The organism is Streptomyces sp. CNP082, assembly GCF_059570535.1.
Genome location: NZ_JCANSZ010000002.1, coordinates 69,281 through 89,721, shown reverse-complemented (window position 1 = coordinate 89,721; position 20,441 = coordinate 69,281). Strand labels below are relative to the sequence as shown.

Genomic DNA, 20,441 nt, shown 5'->3' with positions numbered 1-20,441 from the left:
CGACACTGAGGCGGAGGCGGCCGGTGGCGGAACCATCGGGGAAGATCCCTGCAGCACGGACCCCATCGGAAGAAAGCCCTGCCGAGCAGACGTCTTCGCCGGGTGCGCCCGACGGCTGGGCGCGGCGGCTGGTCCGCCACTGTCTGCGCTATCGCCGCAACGTCCTGCTCTCCCTCGGCGCCTCCCTCGCCGGGATGGGCATCATGGCCCTCGTTCCGCTCATCCCCAAGCTGATCATCGACGACGTGATCGTCTCCGGCGACCGGCCGCTCGCGCCCTGGGCCGCCCTCATGGTCGTCGCCGCCCTCGCCGTCTACGGCCTCACCTACGTCCGGCGCTACTACGGCGGCCGGCTCGCCCTCGACGTGCAGCACGACCTGCGCACCGAGATGTACGACGCGATCGTCCGGCTCGACGGCCGCCGCCAGGACGAGCTGTCCACCGGGCAGGTCGTCGGCCGCGGCACCACTGACCTGCAGCTCGTCCAGGGCCTGCTCTTCATGATCCCGATGATGATCGGCAACGTGCTGCTCTTCGCGGTCTCCCTGGTCGTCATGATCGTGCTGTCCCCGACGCTCACCCTCGTCGCCCTCGGCGTCGCCCCCGCCCTGTGGTGGATCGCCAACCGCAGCCGGACCCGGCTGTTCCCCGCCACCTGGTACGCCCAGCAGCAGGCCGGCACCGTCGCCTCCGTCGTGGACGGCGCCGTCGGCGGCGTCCGCGTCGTCAAGGGCTTCGGCCAGGAGCGGCAGGAGACCGGCAAGCTCCGCGCCATCAGCCGCAAGCTCTATGCCGCCAGGCTGCGCACCGTCCGCATGAACGCCCGCTACACCCCCGCCCTTCAGGCCGTCCCCTCCCTCGGCCAGGTCGGCATGCTCGCGCTCGGCGGCTGGATGGCCACCCGCGGACAGATCACCCTCGGCACCTTCGTCGCCTTCTCCACCTATCTCGCGCAGCTCGTCGGCCCGGTGCGGATGCTCGCGATGATGCTCACCGTGGGGCAGCAGGCCCGCGCGGGCGTGGAGCGCGTCTACGAGCTGATCGACACCGAGCCCGAGCTGTCCGACCGGCCCGGCGCGCACGAACTGCCCGCCGAGGCCCCCGCCGACGTCGAGTTCGACGGCGTGACCTTCGGCTACGACCCCGACCACCCGGTGCTCGACCGGCTGACGCTGCGCGTGGAGCCGGGCGAGACGATGGCCGTCGTCGGTGCCTCCGGCAGCGGCAAGTCGACGCTGTCGATGCTGATCCCCCGCTATTACGATGTCGCCCCGGACGGTGGCGCCGTCCGCATCGGCGGCCACGACGTACGTGATCTGACGCTGCCCTCCCTGCGTGCGGCCATCGGGCTCGTCCCGGAGAACAGCTTCCTGTTCTCCGAGTCCATCCGGGACAACATCGCCTACGGCAAGCCCGACGCCACCGACGAGGAGATCCGCGCCGCCGCGCGCGCCGCGCAGGCCGACGGCTTCATCACCGCGCTGGGCAACGGCGCCGGTTCCGCCGGCGCCGACGGCGGCGCGGTCGCCGGCCTTCCCGAGGGCTACGACACCGTCGTCGGTGAGCAGGGCATGACCCTCTCCGGCGGCCAGCGCCAGCGCATCGCGCTGGCCCGCGCGATCCTCACCGACCCCCGGCTGCTGCTTCTGGACGACGCCACCTCCGCGGTCGACGCCCGCGTCGAGCACGAGATCCACGAGGCGCTCAAGAGCGTCATGGCCGGCCGCACTACGCTGCTCATCGCCCACCGCCAGTCCACCCTGGCGCTGGCCGACCGCATCGCCGTCCTCGACGGCGGCCGGCTGGTCGACGTCGGCACCCACGAGGAACTGCAGGCCCGCTGCCCGCTCTACCGCCGGCTGCTGACCGACCCGGACGAGCTGGCGGACCGCGAGCGCGACCCCGCCGGCCAGGCCGCCGCCGACACCCACGCCAGCGTCGACGGGATCACGCCCGGCCTGTGGGTGCGCAAGGAGACCGGCGAGAAGAGCACCGTTGCCGGCGGCAACTCCACGGCCTCGGCCGGTGACCCCTCCGGCTTCGCCGGCATGCTCGCCGGCTCGCCCGGCAGCCCGGAACTGCTGGCCAAGGTCACCGCCCTGCCGCCCGCCACCGACACCCCCGACGTGGACGAGGACCGCGCCGAGGCGCCGGAGGCGTCGTACGGCCTGCGCCGGCTGCTGCGCGGCTTCGGCGCCCCGCTCGCCGTCGCCCTGCTCTTCGTCGCCGGGGACGCGATCGCCGGGCTGCTGCTGCCCATCCTCATCCGGCACGGCATCGACGAGGGCGTCCAGCAGCTCTCCCTCGGCGCCGTGTGGACTGCCGCGGGACTCGCGCTCGTCGTCGTGCTCGGCCAGTGGGCCGCCCAGGTCGGCGCCACCCGGCTCACCGGCCGCACCGGCGAGCGCGTGCTCTACGCCCTGCGCGTCAAGATCTTCGCCCAGCTCCAGCGGCTCGGCCTCGACTACTACGAGCGCCATCTGACCGGCAAGATCATGACCCGGATGACCACGGACGTGGACGCCCTGTCCACGTTCCTGCAGACCGGCCTGGTCACCGCCGTCGTCTCGCTGCTCACCTTCTTCGGCATCCTGGTCGCACTGCTGGTCATCGACCTCCAGCTCGCCATGATCGTCTTCGCCACCCTGCCGCCGCTGATCGTCGGCACGTTCTTCTTCCGCCGGCAGAGCGTCAAGGCGTACGAGCTGGCGCGCGAGCGGGTCAGCGTCGTCAACGGGGACCTGCAGGAGTCGGTCGCCGGGCTGCGCATCGTGCAGGCGTTCCGCCGCGAGGACGGCGGTGCCGCGCGGTTCGCCGAGCGCAGCGACGGCTACCGCCGGGCGCGCGTGCGCGGGCAGTGGCTCATCTCCGTCTATTTCCCGTTCGTGCAGCTCCTGGCCTCCTTCGCCACCGTCGGCGTGCTGGCGGTGGGCTCGGACCGGGTGGCCGCCGGCACGCTTTCCGCTGGCGCACTCGTGGCGTACCTGCTGTACATCGATCTGTTCTTCGCCCCCGTGCAGCAGCTCTCCCAGGTCTTCGACGGCTACCAGCAGGCGGCCGTCGCGCTCGGCCGCATCCAGGAGCTCCTGCACGAGAAGCCCTCCACCCCGCCGCCCGCGAAGCCGCGGCCGGTCGGGCGGCTGAGCGGCGAAATCGCCTTCGACGACGTGCACTTCGCGTACGACGGGCAGGCCGGGGGCGCCGCGGACGCGGCCCTGACCGGGCTCGACCTGACGATTCCAGCCGGACAGACCGTCGCGTTCGTCGGCGAGACCGGCGCCGGCAAGTCGACGCTGGTCAAGCTCGCCGCCCGGTTCTACGACCCGACCCGCGGCGCCGTCCGCGTCGACGGCACCGACCTGCGCGAACTCGACCTCACCGGCTACCGCCACCGCCTCGGCGTCGTCCCCCAGGAGTCGTACCTCTTCTCCGGCGCCGTGCGCGACGCCATCGCCTACGGCCGCCCCGACGCCTCCGACGCCCAGGTCGAGGCCGCCGCGCGCGCCGTCGGCGCCCACGACATGATCGCCTCGCTGCCCGGCGGCTACCTCCACGACGTCGCCGAGCGGGGGCGCAACCTCTCGGCCGGCCAGCGCCAGCTCATCGCCCTGGCCCGCGCCGAGCTCGTCGATCCCGACATCCTGCTCCTCGACGAGGCCACCGCCGCGCTCGACCTCGCCACCGAGGCCGCGGTCAACAGCGCCACGGACCGCCTCGCGGGCCGGCGCACGACCCTCGTCGTCGCCCACCGCCTCACGACGGCCGCCCGCGCCGACCGCGTCGTGGTCCTCGACCACGGCCGGGTCGCCGAGGACGGCACCCACGAGGAACTGCTCGCGCGCGGCGGCCGGTACGCGGAGCTGTGGCGGACCTACGCGGGCTCGGTGGCACCCGCGGCGGTCTAGCCGGCGGACTCGGCGCACACGGAGCCGGCACAGCCGGCACAGCCGGCACAGCCCGCACAGACGGCGCAGCCGGGGCAGCCGGGGGTGCCGATGGCGTGGCCGACGACGCCCGTGACGCAGCCGGCGGAATACCTGCGGGCGGTGCTGCCTCATCGCTCAGCCCTGCCTTCCCTGCCCAGACGTTCATTTCCGCTACCCAGAGTAATCGAAGCAGCGCAATGCGTGGAAAGTTATCCACAGGGGGGTTCGGCGTTCTTCTCCGGCGAGGCCAACGCGGCTAGGTTCCGAGGGTCATTGTGAACCCGGGGAGGGAAGATGCGCAGGAAGCTCGGATGGCTGCTGAGTCTGGCCGTGCTCACCGGCACGGTGGGGCTGGGCAGTTCACCGGTCGGCGCCGCTACCGCGGACGAGGCCGACATCAAGGACCGGCTCCTCTCGATCGAGGGCATGAGCCTGATCGAGGAGAAGCCGGTCGACGGCTACCGCTACTTCGTACTGAACTACACCCAGCCCGTCGACCACCGGAAGCCGAACGGCCAGACCTTCCAGCAACGGCTCACCGTGCTGCACAAGGACACCGACCGGCCCACGGTCTTCTCCACCGGCGGCTACAACGTCTCCACCACGCCGTCCCGCAGCGAGCCCACGCAGATCGTGGACGGCAACCAGGTCTCCATGGAGTACCGGTTCTTCACCCCGTCCCGGCCCGACCCCGCGGACTGGGAGAAGCTCGACATCTGGCAGGCCGCCAGCGACCAGCACCGCCTCTTCCAGGCGCTGAACGACGTCTACGACGAGAACTGGCTGGCCACCGGCGGCAGCAAGGGGGGCATGACCGCCACGTACTACGAGCGCTTCTACCCCCGCGACATGGACGGCGTCGTCGCCTACGTCGCGCCGAACGACGTGGTGAACAACGAGGACGCGGCCTACGACCGGTTCTTCGAGCAGGTCGGCACCAAGGAGTGCCGGGACGCGCTCAACGCCGTGCAGCGCGAGGCGCTGGTGCGGCGGGACGTGCTCTCGGAGAAGTACGCGGCGTGGGCCGCGGAGTCGGGTTCGACCTTCACCACGGTCGGCACCCTGGACAAAGCGTTCGAGGCGACCGTCCTCGATCTCGTGTGGGGCTTCTGGCAGTACAGCACGGCCGCCGACTGCGCCGACGTGCCGGACGCCGCCACCGTCTCCGACCAGGAGCTCTACGACTACATCGACGCCATCGCGGGCTGGTCCTTCTACACCGACCAGGGGCTCGAGCCGTACACGCCGTACTACTACCAGGCGGGCACCGAGCTGGGCGCGCCCACCATCCAGTTGCCGCACCTGAAGGACCTGAGCCGCTACGGCTACCAGCCGCCGCGGAACTTCGTGCCGCGCGACATCGACATGCGGTTCAAGCCGGGGGTGATGAACGACGTCGACAAGTGGGTGCGCAACAACGCCGACGGGATGCTCTTCGTCTACGGCGAGAACGACCCGTGGGGCTCCGAGCCGTTCCGCCTCGGCAAGGGGGCGCGGGACTCGTACGTCTACACCGCGCCCGGCGCGAACCACGGCGCCCGGGTCAGCCAGCTCCCGGAGGAGCAGCGCGTCCATGCCACGGAGCGGATCCTCGACTGGGCCGGTGTCGCGGCCGGGGCCGGCGCCACGAAGGCCAGGCCGCTGGCCGCGTACGACAGCGGTCTTGACAAGGTGACGAAGAAGGAGCTGCGGGCGCAGTCGCTCCGGCCGTGAGCCGGAGCCGCTGAGCCGCACGAGGCCGCGCCCGCGGGTGTCATCACCCGCGGTCGCGGCCCTACCGCACGGGCGGTACGGCGCGGGCTCAAGCCTGCGGGCGTACGGGACCGATGCCGCCGTGCCGTCAGCCGCCGACCCGCTCCTGCCACTCCCGCTGCAGCAGCCGCACCGCCTCCCGTATCGCCGGCCGCCGCGCGGCGCCCGTACGCCACAGCGCGTACACCCGCCGCACCGGCACCGGCTCCAGCGGCACCGCGACCACCCCCGCCGGCAGCGGGCCCCGGCCGAGCCGGGGCACCAGCGCGATGCCCAGACCGGCCGCGACCAGCGCGAGCTGCGAGGCGTACTCGGCGACCTGGTAGGCGAGATCCGGCTCGTGGCCGGAGGTGCGCAGGGTGCGTACGAGCCAGTCGTGGCACGTCGAGCCCGGCGGCTGGCAGATCCAGCGCTCGGCCACGAGATCCGCGCGGACGAGCGCGGTGCGCCCGGCGAAGGGGTGGCCGGCCGGGACGCAGATGTCGCACAGGTCGTCGCCGATGGGCGCCGACTCCATCCCCTCGGGGGTGGGCAGCGGGACGGTGTTCCAGTCGTGGGCGACGGCGAGGTCGGCCACGCCGCGGGTGATCAGGCCGGGGGCGAGGTGCGGGTCGGCCTCCAGCATGCGGGTGTCGAGCGCGGGATGCGCTGTGGAGAGCGCGGCCAGCGCCGCGGGCAGCAGGCCGCGGGCGGCGGTCGCGAAGCAGGCCACCGTCAGCCGCCCCATGGGCCGGCCGCGGCGCTCCTCCAGCGTGGTCTCGGCCTCCTCGACGATGGCGAGCAACTGCTCCGCGGTGGCGGCGAGGTGCTGGGCGGCGTCGGTGAGCGTCACGCCCCGGCCGCGGCGCTCCAGCATCGGCGTACGGGTCTCGCGCTCCAGTTTGGCGATCTGCTGGGAGACGGCCGACGGGGTGTAGCCGAGGGCCGCCGCGGCGGAGCCGACGGAGCCGTGGACGGCGACGGCGTGCAGCGCACGGAGCCGGGACAGATCGAGCATGGTCACCCCCAAATTTCAGTGTTACTACATCCAATCATGAAGTAATACGTGCTGGTGCTTTACGGTTGCCGGGGCCGATCCTGGGCGCATGCGCCCGCTGCACATCGCACTCGCCGTCCTCGTCGCCTTCCTCTGGGGCCTGAACTTCGTCGTCATCGACGTGGGTCTCGACCACTTCCCGCCGCTGCTGTTCACCGCGCTGCGCTTCCTGGTGGCGGCGCTGCCCGCGGTGTTCCTCGTCGGCCGGCCGCAGGTGGCGTTCAAGTGGATCCTGGCGGTCGGGCTGGCGCTGGGGGTGGCGAAGTTCGGCCTGCTGTTCATCGGCATGGAGCAAGGGATGCCGGCGGGGCTGTCGTCGCTGGTGCTGCAGATACAGGCGGTGTTCACGGCGGGCATCGCGGCGGTGGTGCTGGGGGAGCGGCCGGGGCCGGTGCGGCTGGCAGGCATGGGGGTGGCGCTGTGCGGGGTCGCGCTGGCCGCGGTCGACGAGGGGGGCTCGGGGCCGCTGGGGGCGTTCGCGATCGTGCTTGCCGCGGCGTTCAGCTGGGGGGTCGCGAACGTCGTCATGCGCAAGGCCGCACCGCCGGACGCCCTGCGCTTCATGGTGTGGGTCTCCTGCGTGCCGGTGCTGCCGCTGCTCGCGCTGTCGCTGGCCTTCGAGGGGCCGGAGCGGGACTGGGCGGCGCTCAAGTCGCTGGACTGGGCGGGCGTCGGCGCGGTCGTCTTCATCGCGTGGGTCGCCACGATCTTCGGCTTCGGGGCGTGGGGCTATCTGCTGCGTGCGTACGACGCCACGACGGTCGCGCCGTTCTCCCTGCTGGTGCCGGTCGCGGGGATGTCCTCGGCGGCGCTGTTCCTGGGCGAGGAGATCACGGGGCTGCGCTGGGCGGCGGCCCTGCTGCTGGTCGGCGGGGTGGCCGTGACGTCGCTGGGCGGCCGGGGAACCGGCCGGCGGAGCGGCGCCGTGCCGCACCGCCCCGCCGTACCGGCGGCATCGGGCGGCGCCGGCGCACCACCGTCCGGATCTCGTTGACCGCGTCCCGGGCGAGGTCCCGCCGGAGCCCTGGCTGCCGGTGGTGAACCACGGCCGGGTGCAGCCGAAGTGGGAGTCGCCCCGGTCTGCCCCGCCGCCCGCCGCCCGCCGCCCGCCGCCCGCCGCGCGCCGTCCCGGGCCGTCCGGCGGTGCCGCGGGCGCGGGGGTGACGCGTGTTCAGGCCACGTCGGCCAGCAGCCGCATCAGATGTTCGCGGCCGCCGGCCAGCAGCGGGGCGAGTTCCCGGGCGTCGGGGAACCAGCGCTTCTCGTACTCCCAGCACAGCCAGCCGTCCCAGCCCGCCTCCGTGAGCACCACCAGGCACTCCGCCAGCGGCACCGTCCCCTCGCCCAGCGCCAGCGGCGCCAGGTCCTCCCGCGACGCCGCGTCCTTGACCTGCACATAGCCGAGGTACGGAGAGAGCGCCGCGAACGACTCCTGCGGCTCCTCGCCGCCGAGCCAGGTGTGCAGCACGTCCCACAGCGCCCCGGTGCTCTTGTGCCCGACGAGGTCGAGGACGCGGGCGACGTCCGCGCCGGTGCGGTGCGTGTCGTGCGTCTCCAGCAGCACCCGCACGCCGAGGTCCGCGGCATACGGGGCCACGGCGGCGAGCCGCCGGGCGGCGGTGGGGTCCGCCTCGACGGCCGGCTGGTCACCGCCCTGCGGGAAGACCCGGATGTGGGCGGCACCCAGGTCCCGGGCGAGCGCGAGCAGTTCGCGCATCTCGGTGACCACCGGCTCGTCGTCCCCGGCCGCGGCGACGCCCGCGTAGCCCGCCAGTGCCAGGATCTCCACCCCGGCCGCGGTGAACGCCTCCACCACGTCCGCCCGCTCCCCGATCCCGAGACCGGTGTGCACGGGCTCCTCGGGGTGGCACCGCAGCTCCACGCCCTGATAGCCGCCGTCACGGGCAAGCTGAGCGACCTCGGCGACGGGGAGCCGGGGCAGGCCGAGCGTGGAGAAGGCGAGTCGCATGCCGTGAGTCGATCAGACCCCACCGCGCCTGGCAACCGCTCCTTGGCGGTGCGTGGGGGTGAATCCGCGCACCGCCCGCCCCGAACGGTCTGAGCACCCTGGTCGTCCGGCTTCGCCGCCGGGTGCAATCCGTCAGAGCGTCAGCCGCCAGTCCTGGCCCACCAGGTCCGCCCCGTAGCTGTGGTGCGGCTTCTCCGCCACCAGCTCGAACCCCGCCCGCTCGTAGAGATGGCGGGCCGACACCAGCACCGAGTTCGTCCACAGCACCAGCGCGCGGTATCCCGCCTCGCGGGCGAAGCCGATGCACTCGTCGACCAGCCGTGTCCCCAGCCGGTGCCCCCGCACCTCCGGGTCGACCAGCAGCAGCCGCAGCCGCGCCGTGTCCGGGGCGTCTCCCCGGACACACATGACCGAGCCGACCGGGCGACCGCCCAGGTCCGCTATCCATGTGCGCTCGCACGCCGGGTCGTGCTGCGCCGCATGGTCCGCGACGATCCGGGCCACCAGCCCCTCGAAGCCGGCGTCCCACCCGTACTCCTGCGCGTACAGCTCGCCGTGCCGCTGGACGATCCAGCCCAACTCGCCCGGCCCCGGCTCGCGCAACTCGGCCTCCTCGGCCGGGGTCGGCACGACCCCGTTCGCCGCGGCCGACTCCGACAGCAGCTCCCGCACCGTGCTCATCGCGGCGGCCAGCCGCGCGCGCCGGTCCATCGGCACCCGCGCCAGCAGCGTCCCCACCTGCTCCCGCGAGCGCTCCTCCAGTAGCTGGGCGGCCTCACGCCCGCGCGGGGTCAGCGCCACCCGCTGCCGCCGTGCGTCGGCGGCCGAAGGCCCGCGTGTGACCAGGCCGTCCTTCTCGAACCTGCCGAGCAGCCTGCTGAGATACCCGGCGTCCAGCGTGAGCGCCCCGCGCAGGTCGGCGGCGTCGGCATGCTGGGCGTGGCTCAGCTCGTAAAGCACGCGGGCCTCGGTGAGCGTGTACGGCGTGTGGAGCTGGCGGCTGTAGTCGAGGGCGCCGATCAGATTCGTATAGAAGCGGTTGAACGAGCGGATGTCCTCGATGGTCATGGAGCCCCACCTCCTGGCGCGCGCTTTTCTTTGACTGAGTCAAAGGTACAGGCATCCCGCGACCTCGTGCAGAGTTATCCACAGGTCGTCCCGTCCGGTCGGACAATCGCCGCGGACCCCGGCCTCCGCTACGCCCGCGGCGCCGCCGTCGACGCCCGCGTCACCAGCTCCGCCGGCACCGTGTCGCGCCCGCCCGCCGGCGACTCCTCCCGCCCCAGCGCCAGCCGCGCCGCCCGCGCCGCCGCCTCCTGCAGCGGCAGCCGCACCGTCGTCAGCGCCGGCGTCACGTCTGCGCTGAACGGCAGATCGTCGAACCCCGCCACGGACATGTCGCCGGGGATGTCGAGCCCCTTGTCGCGCAGCGCCGCGCAGATGCCGAGCGCCACCGCGTCGTTCGAGCCGACGACGGCGGTCAGCCCCGGCTCGCGGTCCAGCAGCTCCAGCGCGCCGTCGTAGCCGGACTTCCGGGAGTACGGGCCGTGCACCGTCAGCCGGCCGAGTTCGCCGGCGTCGCCGCCGAGGCCGTGGGCGGCGAGCGCGGCGCGATGGCCCTCGAGGCGGTGCCGGGTGGTGGTGCGGTCGGCGGGGCCCGCGACGTAGCCGATGCGGCGGTGGCCGAGTGAGATGAGGTGTTCGGTGAGCCGGCGCCCGCCCTCGCGGTTGCCGAACTCGACGGCGAACACGGAGCCTTCGGGTGCGGCGCTCGCCGGCCGGCCGAGGAGGACGACCTGGGTGCCGTTCGCCGCGAGCCGGCCCACCTTCGCCGCACTGGCGGCGGCGTACTCGGGCGTCTCGACGGCGCTTCCGGTGATCACGACGGCGGCGGCGCGCTGGCGCAGCAGGAGCGTGAGGTAGGTGAGTTCGCGCTCCGGGGAGCCGCCGGTGTTGCAGACGACGGCCAGCTTCTCGCTGCCCAGCTCGGACTGCACGGCGCTGGCCATGATGCCGAAGAAGGGGTCGGCGACATCGTTGACGAGGACGCCGACGAGGTCGGAGGTGGCGGCGGCGAGCGCGCTCGCCGGGCCGTTGATGACGTAGTCCAGCTCGTCCACCGCGGCGAGCACGCGCGCGCGGGTGGCCTCGGCCACCGGGTAGTTGCCGCTGAGGACCCGGGAGACGGTCGCGGCGGAGACGCGGGCGCGTGCCGCGACGTCCGCGAGGGTGACTGCCATCGCTCTGCCTCCCGTTGGGTGCGCGTCCCGGCCCGGTGGCCGGAATCCCCCGGGGCCCGCGGGCCCCGCCCGGCGCTGGTCGCCGGTCCGAACTGTGAGCGGAAGTCTTGCACGTCGCGCCATCCTCGCGCCGCCCGCGTCGCGAGGGTGGCAGGAGTGTGCACGCCTTTGTGCCTACCCGGTCGGGCTCTTGCGCTGCAGGCCGGGCGGGGATAACTTTCTCCCGGGGCAGAAAGCGCTTACTATGGGAGACCAGATGCCACGTAGGACGCTGCGTATCGCCATGAACGGCGTCACCGGGCGGATGGGGTATCGGCAGCACCTCGTCCGTTCGATTCTTGCCATTCGCGAGGAAGGCGGGCTGGATCTCGGCGGCGGCGACGTGCTGTGGCCCGAGCCGGTTCTGGTGGGTCGCAGGGAGCACGCGCTGAAGGACCTCGCCCGCCGGCACGACCTGCCGGAGTACACCACCGACCTCGACGCCGTACTCGCCGACGACTCCGTCGAGCTGTACTTCGACGCCCAGGTGACCTCCGCCCGCGAGGACGCCGTGAAGAAGGCCGTCGCCGCCGGCAAGCACGTCTACGTGGAGAAGCCGACCGCCGCCTCCGCGTCCGCCGCTCTCGAGCTCGCCCGGATGGCGCAGGGCGCGGGCATCAAGCACGGTGTGGTGCAGGACAAGCTCTTCCTGCCGGGGCTGCTGAAACTCAAGCGGCTCATCGACGGAGGCTTCTTCGGCCGCATCCTGTCGGTCCGCGGCGAGTTCGGCTACTGGGTCTTCGAGGGCGACTGGCAGCCCGCCCAGCGGCCCTCCTGGAACTACCGCGCGCAGGACGGCGGCGGGATGGTGCTCGACATGTTCCCGCACTGGGAGTACATCCTGCACGAGCTGTTCGGCCCGGTACGCAGCGTGCAGGCGCACGTCACCACGCACGTGCCCCGCCGCTGGGACGAGCACGGCGAGCCGTACGAGGCGACCGCCGACGACGCGGCGTACGGCATCTTCGAACTGGCCGCGCCCGGCGGCCCCGTCGTGGCGCAGATCAACTCCTCCTGGACGGTCCGCGTCCACCGCGACGAGCTGGTCGAGTTCCAGGTCGACGGCACCGAAGGCTCCGCCGTCGCGGGCCTGCGCGGCTGTCGCGTCCAGCACCGGGCGGCGACGCCGAAGCCGGTGTGGAACCCGGACCTGCCGGTCTCCGAGTCCTTCCGCGACCAGTGGCAGGAAGTTCCCGACAACGCCGGTCCCGCCGGGTTCCCCAACGGCTTCCGCGCCCAGTGGGAGCTGTTCCTGCGGCACCTGGTGCTCGACGAGCCGTACCACTGGGACCTGCTCGCCGGCGCGCGCGGGGTGCAGCTCGCCGAGCTGGGCCTCAAGGCCGCCGCCGAGGGGCGGCGCGTCGAGGTGCCGGAGCTGGCCCGATGACGACGATCCGGCTGCCCCGGCCGGGGGGCGTGCTGGAGGCGTACGAACCGCGCGCGGAGCCCGCTCCGGCGCTCGCGGCCGACGGCCCGCGCCCCTCCTGCCGTACGGTCTTCGCCGCCGCACACGTCGTCGCCGACCCGTACGCCGACACCGCCCCCGGCGACCCGGACAGCCCCGCCGCGGTCGACTGGGACGCCACCCTCGCCTTCCGCCGTCACCTGTGGTCCCATGGCCTCGCCGTCGCCGAGGCCATGGACACCGCGCAGCGCGGTACGGGCCTGGACTGGCCCCGTGCCGCCGAGCTGATCCGCCGTTCCGCCGCCGAGGCCAGGGCCCAGGGCGGACGCGTCGTCTGCGGCGCGGGTACCGACCAGCTCGCACCCCGGGGCGCCAGCCTCGCCGACGTGCGCGCCGCGTACACGGAGCAGCTCGCCCTGGTCGAGGACGCCGGCGCGCAGGTGGTGCTCATGGCCTCCCGCGCGCTGGCGGCGTGCGCCCGCGGACCCGAGGACTATCTGGAGACGTACGGCGCGCTGCTGCGCCAGGCGCGCGAGCCGGTGATCCTGCACTGGCTGGGCGACATGTTCGACCCCGCGCTCGCCGGGTACTGGGGCAGCTCCGATCTCGACGCCGCCACCGACACCTTCATGGACGTCATCGCGCAGTATCCGGACAAGGTCGACGGAGTCAAGGTCTCCCTCCTCGACGCCTCCCGCGAAGTGGGCCTGCGCCGCAGGCTGCCCAAGGGAGTGCGCTGCTACACGGGCGACGACTTCCACTACCCCGAGCTGATCGAGGGCGACGAGCACGGTTTCAGCCATGCGCTTCTCGGCGTCTTCGACCCGCTCGCCCCGCTGGCCGCTGCTGCGGTACGGACCCTCGACACCGGTGACGCGGCCGGCTTCCGCAAGGTCCTGGACCCGACCGTGCCGCTGGCCCGCCATCTCTTCCAGGCGCCGACGCGCTTCTACAAGACGGGCGTCGTGTTCCTGGCCTGGCTCGGCGGTCACCAGAGCCACTTCACGATGGTCGGCGGTCAGCAGTCGGCCCGTTCCCTGCCGCACCTCGCGCGCGCGTACGAACTGGCCGACGCGCTCGGCCTGTTCCCCGACCCGCCGCTCGCGGCGCAGCGTATGACCTCGTTTCTCGCCGTCCACGGAGTCGCCCAGTGAGCACCGGACAGCCGGCCGGGGGGCCGGCCCGCCTCAGCCTCAACCAGGAGACCATCAGACAGTGGTCGCTCCCCGAACTCGCGGGCGGCTGCACCGCGGCCGGGGTGCGGGGCGTGGGGCTGTGGCGCGCGCCCGTCCAGGAGTTCGGGGTGGAGGCCGCCGCAGCGCTCTTCCGCGACGCCGGGCTGACGGTGACGAGCCTGTGCCGCGGCGGCTTCTTCACCACCGAAGACCCGGGAGAGCGCACCGCCGCCCTCGACGACAACCGCCGTGCCATCGACGAGGCCGCCGTGCTGGGCACGGACACGCTCGTCCTCGTCTCCGGCGGCCTGCCGGCGGGCAGTCGCGATTTGTACGGCGCACGGGAGCGCATCGCGGATGCGCTGGGCGCCCTCGCGCCGTACGCGGCGGAGCGCGCCGTGCGGCTGGCGATCGAGCCGTTGCACCCGATGTACGCGGCCGACCGGTGCGTGGTCTCCACGCTGGCCCAGTCGCTGGACCTGGCCGAGCGCTTCCCCGCGGACCGCGTGGGCGTGGTGGTGGACACGTATCACCTGTGGTGGGACGACACCGTCGCGGGGCAGATCACCCGCGCGGGGGAGTCCGGCCGGATCGCGGCCTTCCAACTGGCGGACTGGGTGACGCCGCTGCCGGAGGGGGTGCTGCTGGGGCGGGGGCAACTGGGCGACGGGAGCGTCGACCTGCGCTGGTTCCGGGAGCGGGTGGACGAGGCGGGGTACGCCGGCTTCGTCGAGGTCGAGATCTTCAACCCGGCACTGTGGGCGCGCGACGGGGCGGAGGTGCTGGCCGAGATCGTCGAGCGGTACGAGCAACTGGTCGTGGGCTGAGCGACGGGGCGGCGGGCCGCGGCCCGAGCGGCGGCGGGTCCCGGGGCGCGCGTCGCGTACGGGCAGGGCCAAGGGCTGTGCCGTCAGGCGCGGTGGCGCCCGCCGCCGTGGGACTGCCCGCCGCCGAACAGCCGCGCCAGGGCGCCGAGCCCGCCGCCCGGCCTGCGGGCCGCCTGCTGCTGCTCCGTGAGCATCTCGGCGAGCCCGTCCGCCCTGACCTTGCGGTTCTTCACGGTCCGGGAGACGGCGGCCATCGCGATCGGCGTGAGGATCTTCAGCGCCCGGGACACCTGCGCCATCGGGATGCCCGTGCGCTGCGAGACCGCGCGGGCCACCGGCATGCTCGTCCTGCCGACGATCGTCTGCAGCATGCAGCCGGACGAGCCCCTCAGCGGGCGTACTCCGGCGCCCGCGGGTGCCGCCCCCTGTGCCTCGTCGAGCGCCTGCTCGACCTCGTGCGCCCCGTGCGGGGAGGACGCCTCTTCGGCGAGTGAGCCGGTGAGGGCGGCGACCGTCTCGCCGACGACCCGCTTCGCGCCCCGGTCGCCGGTGCCCAGCTCAGCGGCAACCTGATGCAACTGCTCCGGATCGAGGTCGTCGAGGACAGCCTTGTGAAGTGGTTTGCCCCTCATGCCCGAAACATTACGGTCAATCACCGATGTCGGCACGTCGGGTTACAGATCGATAAAGTGCTGAAGCCGTGCAACCCTGCGCCGCTGATCGGGGTCGTATAGGGCATCGGCTTCCCGGGGGGAGTACCAGGGGGGTGGGGGAGCCTTTGGAGGGGGACGCGAGGGGGCCCGGCCCGCAAGGGCCGGGCCCCCTCGCTGCGCCGCCGCACGCGGGAGTGCGGGTTGTCCACAGCCCCGGTCGTCCACAGGCCGGCCCGCGATGTCGGGGCCCGGCGGTAGCGTCTGTCCCATGACGCAACTGGCGGTGGTGGAGGGAGTCCTCGAGCGGATCACGTACGCCAACGAGGACAACGGGTACACGGTCGCCCGCGTCGACACCGGCCGCGGCGGCGGCGATCTGCTCACGGTCGTCGGCGCCCTGCTCGGCGCCCAGCCCGGTGAGTCGCTGCACATGGAGGGCCGCTGGGGCTCCCACCCGCAATACGGCAAACAGTTCACCGTGGAGAACTACCGGACGGTCCTGCCCGCCACCGTCCAGGGGATCCGCCGCTATCTCGGCTCCGGGCTGATCAAGGGCATCGGCCCCCGTATCGCCGAGCGCATCGTCGACCACTTCGGCGTCGACACGCTCGACGTCATCGAGCAGGATCCCGCCCGGCTCATCGAGGTCCCGGGCCTCGGCCCCAAGCGGACGAAGCTGATCGGCGCCGCCTGGGAGGAGCAGAAGGCCATCAAGGAGGTAATGCTCTTCCTCCAGGGCGTCGGTGTCTCCACCTCTATCGCCGTGCGGATCTACAAGTCGTACGGGGACGCCTCCATCTCCGTGGTGAAGAACGAGCCGTACCGGCTGGCGGCCGACGTCTGGGGCATCGGTTTCCTCACCGCCGACCGCATCGCCCGCTCCGTCGGCATCCCGCACGACAGCCCGGAGCGGGTCAAGGCCGGCCTGCAGTACGCGCTGTCGCAATCCTCCGACCAGGGAAACTGCTTCCTGCCCGAGCAGCAGCTCATCACCGAGGCGGTCAAGCTGCTGCAGGTCGACACGGGCCTGGTCATCGAGTGCCTGGACGAGCTGGTGAAGGAGGAGGGTGTCGTCCGGGAGACGGTGCCCGGGCCGGCCGGTGAGGAGGACGTGCAGGGGATCTATCTCGTGCCGTTCCACCGCGCGGAGGTCTCCCTGGCCGCCCAGTTGCTGCGCCTGCTGCGCACCGAGCGGGACCGGATGCCGGCCTTCCAGGACGTCGACTGGAGCCGGGCGCTGACCTGGCTCGGCGGTCGCACCGGCGCCGAGCTGGCGCCCGAGCAGGAGCAGGCGGTCCGGCTTGCGCTGACGGAGAAGGTCGCGGTGCTGACCGGAGGACCGGGCTGCGGCAAGTCCTTCACCGTCCGTTCGATCGTGGAGCTGGCCCGGGCCAAGCGGGCGAAGGTGGTGATGGCGGCGCCCACGGGCCGCGCGGCCAAGCGGCTGGCGGAGCTGACCGGCGCCGAGGCGTCCACGGTCCACCGGCTGCTGGAGCTCAAGCCGGGCGGCGACGCCGCGTACGACCGGGACCGCCCGCTCGACGCCGACCTGGTCGTCGTCGACGAAGCCTCGATGCTCGACCTGCTCCTGGCGAACAAGCTGGCCAAGGCCGTGCCGCCGGGGGCACACCTGCTGCTCGTCGGCGATGTCGACCAACTGCCGTCCGTCGGCGCCGGGGAGGTGCTGCGCGACCTGCTGGCCGACGGCGGCCCGGTGCCCGCCATCCGGCTGACCCGGATCTTCCGCCAGGCGCAGCAGTCCGGCGTGGTGACGAACGCGCACCGCATCAACTCCGGGGCCCCGCCCCTCACCCAGGGCCTCGCCGACTTCTTCCTCTTCGCCGAGGACGACACCGAGGCCGCCGGCCGGCTCACGGTGGACGTCGCGGCCCGCCGCGTGCCGGCCAGGTTCGGCCTCGATCCCCGCCGCGACGTGCAGGTCCTCGCCCCCATGCACCGCGGCCCCGCGGGCGCCGGCGCGCTGAACGGCCTCCTCCAGGAGGCCGTCACCCCCGGCCGCCCGGGACTCGCCGAGAAGCGCTTCGGCGGTCGTACGTTCCGCGTCGGCGACAAGGTGACGCAGATACGGAACAACTACGAGAAGGGGCGGAACGGGGTCTTCAACGGCACCGTCGGCGTCGTCACCGCGCTGGACACGGTCGAGCAGCGGCTGACGGTGCTCACGGACGAGGACGAGGAGGTGCCGTACGACTTCGACGAGCTGGACGAGCTGGCGCACGCGTACGCGGTCACCATCCACCGTTCGCAGGGCAGCGAGTACCCGGCGGTGGTGATCCCCGTCACCACCGGCGCCTGGATGATGCTCCAGCGGAACCTGCTGTACACGGCTGTCACCCGGGCGAAGAAGCTGGTCGTGCTGGTGGGCTCCCGGAAGGCCCTGGGACAGGCGGTGCGGACCGTTTCCGCAGGCCGGCGTTGTACGGCGCTGGATCACCGGCTGCGCGGGCGACTGGGTCTGCCATATCCGGCTCCGACAGGGCACGATGGTCCGTAAGTGGCACGCAGTGCCGTATGTTGATCCGTCAGCCGACCCCGAGTGCACGGAATCGCTCCGCATGGGGGAAGCTGGAGGGTAGTCAGGGCACCTCAAGCACCTCAAAGAAGAGGCACGATACGTCGGGTGAGGACAGAGTGAGCGACAAATCTGCAGTACTTCGGTACGGCGACGGCGAGTACACCTTCCCGATCGTCGACAGCACCGTCGGTGACACCGGCGTCGACATCGGAAAGCTGCGCTCCCAGACCGGGCTGGTGACCCTGGACAGCGGCTACGGCAACACTGCGGCGTACAAGTCGGGCATCACCTATCTGGACGGCGAGCAGGGGATTCTGCGCTACCGCGGCTATCCCATCGAGCAGCTCGCCGAACGCAGCACGTTCCTGGAGGTCGCGTACCTGCTGATCAACGGTGAGCTGCCGAGCGTCGACGAGCTGTCGGTGTTCAAGGGCGAGATCACCCGTCACACCCTCCTGCACGAGGACGTCAAGCGCTTCTACGACGGCTTCCCGCGGGACGCACATCCGATGGCGATGCTGTCCTCCGTGGTCAGCGCGCTGTCGACCTTCTATCAGGACAGCCACAACCCGTTCGACGAGCAGCAGCGGCACCTGTCGACGATCCGGCTGCTGGCCAAGCTGCCGACGATCGCGGCGTACGCGTACAAGAAGTCCGTCGGCCACCCGGTGGTCTACCCGCGCAACGACCTCGGGTACGTCGAGAACTTCCTGCGCATGACCTTCTCGGTGCCGGCCGCCGAGTACGACCTGGATCCCGTCGTGGTCAGCGCGCTCGACAAGCTGCTGATCCTGCACGCCGATCACGAGCAGAACTGTTCGACCTCCACCGTGCGGCTGGTCGGCTCCTCGCAGGCCAACCTGTTCGCCTCCATCTCGGCGGGGATCAGCGCGCTGTGGGGACCCCTGCACGGCGGCGCCAACCAGAGCGTGCTGGAGATGCTGGAGGGCATCCAGGCCACGGGCGGCGACGTCGACACCTTCATCCGCAAGGTGAAGAACAAGGAAGACGGCGTGAAGCTCATGGGCTTCGGGCACCGCGTCTACAAGAACTTCGACCCCCGGGCGAAGATCATCAAGGCGGCGGCGCACGACGTCCTCTCCGCGCTGGGCAAGTCCGACGAACTGCTGGACATCGCCCTGAAGCTGGAGGAGCACGCGCTCGCCGACGACTACTTCGTTGAGCGCAAGCTGTATCCGAACGTCGACTTCTACACCGGCCTGATCTACCGCGCGATGGGCTTCCCGACCGAGATGTTCACGGTGCTCTTCGCGCTCGGGCGGCTGCCGGGCTGGGTCGCCCAGTGGCACGAGATGATCAAGGAGCCGGGCTCCCGCATCGGCCGCCCCCGGCAGATCTACACCGGTGCGGTGCTGCGGGACTTCGTCCCGGTCGAGGAGCGCTGAGCCGGCAGCCCGCACGCTGGCGGCAACGCGCGAAAACGCGAAGGCGCCCCGTCTGCGATCCCCCCACGGATCAGTCGACGGGGCGCTTCGCTCTCCCGGCCCCGGTAAGGGCCGGGCGCCTTCGTACCGCCGGGACACCGCCGCGGGAGGGGCCGCTCAATGCTCCTCGCACGTGCCGTCCCGGCCTCGTGCACGCCGACTCCGCCGGGTGTCGACGTCACCCGAATAGACACGCGACCGGCGCCGATGGTTACCCCCTGATCGATGTGATCTGAGTCACTTGTTGCCCGCTGTGCAACCGGCGGCGTGTGCGCCGACGCCGCCCCCGTCTGGCGGGTACGGGGGCGGCGTTCGTCGCGGCTGTACGGGTCAGGCCTTGCCGACCAGCTCGTACCCGGCCTCGTCCACCGCGGCGCGCACCTTCTCCTCGTCGAGCGGGGCCGCGGAGGTGACGGTCACCTCGCCGGCGGCGGCCACGGCCTTGACCGAGGAGACGCCGTCGAGCTCGGAGATCTCGGCGCTCACGGCGCCTTCGCAGTGGCCGCAGGTCATGCCGGAGACCTTGTAGACGGTGGTGACGGAGGTCTGAGTGCTCATGGGAGTCTCCCTTGTCGACGGGGGTGCAGCCGTGTCCTGCTTCCTGCACTCGGAGTCTATACCCCCTAGGGGTATTTTCCATCCTCGCTCGTCGCGCGGTCAGTCCGGCAGGGGTATGGCGTCCGTGCCGACGACCGGCGCGAGGTAGCCGGACAGGGCGCGCTTGATCTCCGTGCGGTACGCGTCCCGTTCGGTGTCCTCGGCGGTCATAAAGAGCTCCAGGCCCGCCTTGAAGATGCTGAACGACATGGCGGCGGCACGGGCGATCTCGGCGGGCGAGAGCTCCGGGGCGCGGAGGGTGAGCATGGCCTCGACGGCGGCCACGATCGTCGTGTGCACCGCCTCGTGCTCCTCTGCGACCAGGCCCGGGATGTCCGCGCTCTGCAGGAGCACCTCGAAGCCGGGGTTGGCGGCGCAGAAGTCAATCACCGGGTCCAGGGCGGCGTCGAGCATGCTGTCGAGCGGGAGCGCGGCGTTGGCGGGGGTGAACGCCTCGCTGTGCGTCTCGTGGAGCACGTGGTCGTAGCGGCGGCCCAGCTCGACGGCCAGTGCCTCCTTGTTCGGGAAGAACTGGTACAGCGTGCCGGGGGAGACGCCGGCCTCGCGGGCGATGGCGTTCGTGGACGCGGCGGCGTATCCGCTGCGGGCGAACACGGCCGCGGCGGCGTCGAGCAACTGCTGCGCACGCCGCTCGCCGCGCGCCTGCCTGCGGCGGAGCGGCCGGTCGGCGGGGGATTGCCCGCCGGTGGCCGGTGCTGGTTTCGACACGGCTATCCACAGCCTTCGGGTGGGAGTTGACAAACACGAGCGACCGCTCGCATTCTGAGGAAACGCGAGCGCGGACTCGTATTCCGGCTCGCGTCTCATTCTATTGCGCTGT

Annotated in this window: 15 protein-coding genes; 8 read left to right on the top strand and 7 right to left on the bottom strand. The window is 72.3% G+C overall.

What is annotated here, in order from left to right:
- Positions 1–128: 128 nt before the first annotated feature.
- Both B124_RS01935 and B124_RS01930 read left to right on the top strand, forming a co-directional pair.
- On the top strand, positions 129–3,905 hold the full coding sequence (locus tag B124_RS01935) for an ABC transporter ATP-binding protein (RefSeq protein ID WP_496501022.1): 3,777 nt from the start codon (positions 129–131) through the stop codon (positions 3,903–3,905).
- A gap of 315 nt (positions 3,906–4,220) precedes the next feature.
- A complete protein-coding gene (locus B124_RS01930) occupies positions 4,221–5,639 on the top strand; it encodes a S28 family serine protease (RefSeq protein ID WP_496500834.1) in 1,419 nt (472 codons plus the stop codon).
- 127 nt (positions 5,640–5,766) lie between these two features.
- Here B124_RS01930 and B124_RS01925 read toward each other — a convergent pair whose 3' ends face one another.
- Positions 5,767–6,675 (bottom strand): LysR family transcriptional regulator, encoded by a 909-nt coding sequence (locus B124_RS01925; RefSeq protein ID WP_496501021.1) that lies wholly within the window; start codon positions 6,673–6,675, stop codon positions 5,767–5,769.
- A gap of 88 nt (positions 6,676–6,763) precedes the next feature.
- Between B124_RS01925 and B124_RS01920 the strand changes: the two genes are divergently transcribed.
- A complete protein-coding gene (locus B124_RS01920; protein WP_496500833.1) occupies positions 6,764–7,708 on the top strand; it encodes an EamA family transporter in 945 nt (314 codons plus the stop codon).
- 177 nt (positions 7,709–7,885) lie between these two features.
- Here the strand turns inward: B124_RS01920 and B124_RS01915 are convergent, their stop codons facing one another.
- From B124_RS01915 to B124_RS01905, 3 genes are all read right to left on the bottom strand, one after another.
- The gene (locus tag B124_RS01915; protein ID WP_496500832.1) at positions 7,886–8,683 is read right to left on the bottom strand and encodes a sugar phosphate isomerase/epimerase family protein; all 798 of its coding nucleotides are present in this window, start codon (positions 8,681–8,683) and stop codon (positions 7,886–7,888) included.
- A gap of 132 nt (positions 8,684–8,815) precedes the next feature.
- On the bottom strand, positions 8,816–9,751 hold the full coding sequence (locus B124_RS01910) for a bifunctional helix-turn-helix transcriptional regulator/GNAT family N-acetyltransferase (RefSeq protein ID WP_496500831.1): 936 nt from the start codon (positions 9,749–9,751) through the stop codon (positions 8,816–8,818).
- A 128-nt stretch (positions 9,752–9,879) separates the two neighbouring features.
- Entirely contained in the window at positions 9,880–10,923 is a 1,044-nt protein-coding gene (locus tag B124_RS01905) for a LacI family DNA-binding transcriptional regulator (protein WP_496500830.1), read from the bottom strand.
- Positions 10,924–11,179: 256 nt separating this feature from the next.
- Between B124_RS01905 and B124_RS01900 the strand changes: the two genes are divergently transcribed.
- Genes B124_RS01900 through B124_RS01890 form a run of 3 tightly spaced genes read left to right on the top strand, consistent with a single transcriptional unit; the run spans position 11,180 to position 14,369 of the window.
- Complete coding sequence (locus tag B124_RS01900) at positions 11,180–12,349, top strand: Gfo/Idh/MocA family protein (RefSeq protein WP_496500829.1); 1,170 nt, start codon at positions 11,180–11,182, stop codon at positions 12,347–12,349.
- The gene (locus tag B124_RS01895; RefSeq protein WP_496500828.1) at positions 12,346–13,521 is read left to right on the top strand and encodes a dihydrodipicolinate synthase family protein; all 1,176 of its coding nucleotides are present in this window, start codon (positions 12,346–12,348) and stop codon (positions 13,519–13,521) included. Before B124_RS01900 ends, B124_RS01895 begins: the two co-directional genes overlap by 4 nt.
- A complete protein-coding gene (locus B124_RS01890) occupies positions 13,518–14,369 on the top strand; it encodes a sugar phosphate isomerase/epimerase family protein (RefSeq protein ID WP_496500827.1) in 852 nt (283 codons plus the stop codon). The genes B124_RS01895 and B124_RS01890 overlap by 4 nt, the downstream gene beginning before the upstream one ends.
- An 83-nt stretch (positions 14,370–14,452) precedes the next feature.
- Here the strand turns inward: B124_RS01890 and B124_RS01885 are convergent, their stop codons facing one another.
- Complete coding sequence (locus B124_RS01885; protein WP_496500826.1) at positions 14,453–15,001, bottom strand: DUF937 domain-containing protein; 549 nt, start codon at positions 14,999–15,001, stop codon at positions 14,453–14,455.
- A 289-nt stretch (positions 15,002–15,290) separates the two neighbouring features.
- On the opposite strand from B124_RS01885, the gene recD2 reads away from it, so the two are divergent.
- Together recD2 and B124_RS01875 are read left to right on the top strand one after the other, a co-directional pair.
- Positions 15,291–17,537 carry an SF1B family DNA helicase RecD2 gene (gene recD2, locus B124_RS01880; protein WP_496500825.1) on the top strand — a complete coding sequence of 749 codons (2,247 nt, stop codon included), beginning with the start codon at positions 15,291–15,293 and terminating at the stop codon, positions 17,535–17,537.
- Between the two features lie 137 nt (positions 17,538–17,674).
- Entirely contained in the window at positions 17,675–18,964 is a 1,290-nt protein-coding gene (locus B124_RS01875) for a citrate synthase (protein WP_496500824.1), read from the top strand.
- A 369-nt stretch (positions 18,965–19,333) separates the two neighbouring features.
- Here B124_RS01875 and B124_RS01870 read toward each other — a convergent pair whose 3' ends face one another.
- Both B124_RS01870 and B124_RS01865 read right to left on the bottom strand, forming a co-directional pair.
- Positions 19,334–19,561, bottom strand: a complete 228-nt coding sequence (locus B124_RS01870; protein ID WP_496500823.1) for a heavy-metal-associated domain-containing protein — start codon at positions 19,559–19,561, stop codon at positions 19,334–19,336.
- A 99-nt stretch (positions 19,562–19,660) separates the two neighbouring features.
- Positions 19,661–20,329 carry a TetR/AcrR family transcriptional regulator gene (locus B124_RS01865; RefSeq protein ID WP_496500822.1) on the bottom strand — a complete coding sequence of 223 codons (669 nt, stop codon included), beginning with the start codon at positions 20,327–20,329 and terminating at the stop codon, positions 19,661–19,663.
- Positions 20,330–20,441 lie beyond the last annotated feature (112 nt).

Bases quoted from the DNA above. Each gene is read 5' to 3' on its own strand.
- B124_RS01930 (WP_496500834.1), top strand. From the start codon at position 4,221: ATGCGCAGGAAGCTCGGATGGCTGCTGAGTCTGGCCGTGCTCACCGGC.
- B124_RS01925 (WP_496501021.1), bottom strand. From the start codon at position 6,675: ATGCTCGATCTGTCCCGGCTCCGTGCGCTGCACGCCGTCGCCGTCCAC.
- B124_RS01920 (WP_496500833.1), top strand. From the start codon at position 6,764: ATGCGCCCGCTGCACATCGCACTCGCCGTCCTCGTCGCCTTCCTCTGG.
- B124_RS01915 (WP_496500832.1), bottom strand. From the start codon at position 8,683: ATGCGACTCGCCTTCTCCACGCTCGGCCTGCCCCGGCTCCCCGTCGCC.
- B124_RS01910 (WP_496500831.1), bottom strand. From the start codon at position 9,751: ATGACCATCGAGGACATCCGCTCGTTCAACCGCTTCTATACGAATCTG.
- B124_RS01905 (WP_496500830.1), bottom strand. From the start codon at position 10,923: ATGGCAGTCACCCTCGCGGACGTCGCGGCACGCGCCCGCGTCTCCGCC.
- B124_RS01900 (WP_496500829.1), top strand. From the start codon at position 11,180: ATGCCACGTAGGACGCTGCGTATCGCCATGAACGGCGTCACCGGGCGG.
- B124_RS01895 (WP_496500828.1), top strand. From the start codon at position 12,346: ATGACGACGATCCGGCTGCCCCGGCCGGGGGGCGTGCTGGAGGCGTAC.
- B124_RS01885 (WP_496500826.1), bottom strand. From the start codon at position 15,001: ATGAGGGGCAAACCACTTCACAAGGCTGTCCTCGACGACCTCGATCCG.
- recD2 (WP_496500825.1), top strand. From the start codon at position 15,291: ATGACGCAACTGGCGGTGGTGGAGGGAGTCCTCGAGCGGATCACGTAC.
- B124_RS01870 (WP_496500823.1), bottom strand. From the start codon at position 19,561: ATGAGCACTCAGACCTCCGTCACCACCGTCTACAAGGTCTCCGGCATG.